A 3,082-nucleotide genomic window follows, 5' to 3' on the forward strand; every position below is an offset into this window, starting at 1 on the left:
TCATTGCTTTTTCCTCCCGCCAAGCTCTATAGCTTAATCATAGCCAAAAGTGGCTGGGAATGCCACAGATATGCATTGATTGTGCGATTCTCCTGTGCTCCGGGGAAGGTGGTTCTCGCCGGAGAAGAGCATCCCGGAAAAATGTCACCTCCGGCCACGTCGGCTTCGCCGGAGTTCGACTGCCACAAATCGCCTCTGCTCCGGCCAGCATTCGCTCGCCGAAGTTGATCGTTGGCGCGCACGCTGTACTCCGGGCAGTATACCTTTCACCGGAGCTGACGGCCTCCTCCGGGGAAGGTGACTCTCGCCGGAGGTAGTGATCTCAGAAAAATGTCACCTCCGGCCGCGTCGGCTTCGCCGGAGTTCGACTGCCGGATACCGACTCTCCTCCGGACAACATTCGCTCGCCGAAGTTGGTCGTTGGCGCGCACGCTGTTCTCCGGCCAGCGCACCGCTCATCGGAGCTGACGCCGTCCTCCGGGGAAGGTGTTCCTCGCCGGAGATGGAAACCACAGAAAAATGTCACCTCCAGCCACGTCGGCTTCGCCGGAGTTCGGCTGCCGAATACCGCCTCTCCTCCGGCCAGCATTCGCTCGCCGAAGTTGATCGTTGGCGCGCACGCTGTACTCCGGGCAACGCTCTGCTCATCGGAGCTGGGCGTTCTTCTCCGTCAGTCGCCAACACAAAAAAACAGCTCTCCTCCAGCAAAAAGGCCGTGGGCGAGCTGCATTGCTATCTATTTGCTTAGTCTACTTTCACGATCCAACCTTCCGGCGCTTCTAAGTCGCCGAATTGGATGCCGGTCAGTTCTTCATACAATTTGCGTGTCACAGGTCCGACTTCTGTTTCGGAATTGAAGACGTGGAAATTGTCGCCGTACTGGATGCCGCCGATTGGAGAGATGACTGCGGCTGTACCGCATGCGCCGGCTTCGCTGAATTCATCCAGCTTGTCGATGTAGACATCGCCTTCTTCGACTTCCATGCCCAAGTGGTGCTCAGCCAAATACAACAAAGAGTACTTGGTGATGCTTGGCAGGATGGATGGTGATTTCGGAGTCACGAAACGGTTGTCCTTCGTGATGCCGAAGAAGTTCGCGGAACCCACTTCTTCGATCTTCGTGTGTGTTGCTGGATCCAAGTAGATGCAGTCGCTGAAGTTGCGATCATGCGCTTCTTTACCAGGCAGCAAGCTGCTTGCGTAGTTTCCGCCGACCTTCGCTGCACCAGTACCGTGCGGAGCAGCACGGTCATAGTCGGACACGATGAAGTTCGTCGGCGTCAAGCCGCCTTTGAAGTAAGGGCCAACCGGCATCGCGAAGATGGAGAAGATGTATTCGGTCGCTGGGCTGACGCCGATGTTGTCGCCGACACCCATCAAGTAAGGGCGCAGATAGAGTGTGCTGCCTGTGTTGTATGGCGGCACCCATTTTTCATTGGCTTTGACTACTGCTTTAGCGGCTTCGACAAATTTTTCCACCGGAAACTCAGGCATCAACAGGCGTTGGCAGCTGTTGATCATCCGTTTGGCATTTTCGTCAGGACGGAACAGGTTGATGCTGCCGTCTTTTGTGCGATACGCCTTCATCCCCTCGAAGCAGGATTGGCCGTAGTGCAGAACCGGAGACCCTTCGCTGATGTGGACTTTGTTGTCGGTCGTCATTTCGCCGTCGTCCCATTTACCGTCTTTCCAATAAGAAATGAAGCGGTAATCCGTCTTGATGTAACTGAACCCTAGATTTTCCCAATCGATGTTCAACGCTTTCTGTTCTGCTGTCTGTGTCATTTCTGTCATCCAAACCACTCCATATCTATATTATTTATCAGAATTAACGATGAGAAAAGCTGAACGGGTTCGTTCAGCCCTGAAAGAAATTTAGGAAATCGTGCTCCGCAACGTTCCCTACGGTCACCTTGTACTGGGAGTCTAAGGGATGAATCCCTAAGACTCCCATGCAACTGAGCATCGCAGAGCGCAATAGGTACGATTTATCTAATTTCCGAAGGGCTTACCCGTGAAGCTAGCCAACTGTTTTGATTGCATAAAACATTTAGAAAACCTATAAAACACCGAAGGTGATGCACTTTTGGATTCAAAATATTTTATACTTTTCAAATCTATAAAAAAAGAACGAGCCTATGTGATTAGGCTCATTCTTTAATGAGAGCCCAATGAAACGGAAAGAGGACTCTACTTGTAATAAGTAAGAATCCTGGGCTAAATCACTTTTAGAATGACTAGGGCATCGAATGAGAACGACGCTTTCTTTTTGTTTAGTAACGTACACATTCTGCAAGTCGCATCCATTCTCATTCTCCCCCTTCTGTTTGTTAGATTATGATGTAATTCTATGCCTGAAGCTAATGAATGTCAAATGCTTTTTTCATCATTTTGTAATCTAAGGGTTTTTCGACAATCAGAAAATCATTTCGGCAACCGGTAAGACGCCGGGAAAGCTTGTTGGATCAATGCGATGTCCTCCGCATCCAAACGGACTTCTGCGGCTTCAAGGTTCTCAAGCACTTGCTGCCGATTGCGTGCTCCCGGAATGACGGCATCGACGATATCTTTGGACAGATAATAGGCCAACACGACATTCTGCAGCCCGGTCCGGTGCTTCTTAGCGATCGGCCGGATCTGATCCACACGCTTCAGGATGTCTTTGTAGGTGTCGCCCTGGAACTGCGGACGCTGCTGTTGTTTCTCCGACAGGACCGAACCTTCCGTGTACTTGCCGGCCAACAACCCTGACGCGAAAGGGAAGTACGGGATGAAGGAGATGCCCTGTTCGCGGCAGTAAGGGAAAAGTTTCTCCTCGGCCGACTGGTTCAGGAGGTTGTATTCATCCTGGACAACGTCGATGTAGCCGTTGGCGTTGCCTTCCTTCAGCTGCTCCAGATTGAAATTGGAGACGCCGATGGCACGGATCTCCCCTTGCTCCTTCAGTCGATGCAGCGCGCCGACCGCTTCGGCTTTGGGTGTCTTTTCATCCGGAAAATGGATGTAGTAAAGGTCGATATGGTCGGTCTGCAAACGTCTCAGGCTGTTTTCGACCTGCTCCGTCAGGAAAGCCGGATTGTTG

The 3,082-nt window shown here is 51.7% G+C and carries 2 protein-coding genes; both read right to left on the reverse strand.

Annotation, left to right across the window (positions count from 1 at the left end; genetic code table 11):
• Window positions 1-744 precede the first annotated feature (744 nt).
• Entirely contained in the window at window positions 745-1,785 is a 1,041-nt protein-coding gene (locus tag WBV27_RS10015; RefSeq protein ID WP_424201687.1) for a branched-chain amino acid aminotransferase, read from the reverse strand.
• A 639-nt stretch (window positions 1,786-2,424) separates the two neighbouring features.
• Window positions 2,425-3,082, reverse strand: a 658-nt coding sequence (locus tag WBV27_RS10020) for an aldo/keto reductase (RefSeq protein WP_424201685.1), incomplete at its 5' end; no start/stop codon positions are given.

Source organism: Trichococcus sp., from assembly GCF_049589555.1.
Taxonomy (GTDB): Bacteria; Bacillota; Bacilli; order Lactobacillales; family Aerococcaceae; genus Trichococcus.

Coding starts and splice junctions, on each gene's coding strand:
- WBV27_RS10015 (WP_424201687.1), bottom strand. CDS start 1,785: ATGACACAGACAGCAGAACAGAAAGCGTTGAACATCGATTGGGAAAAT.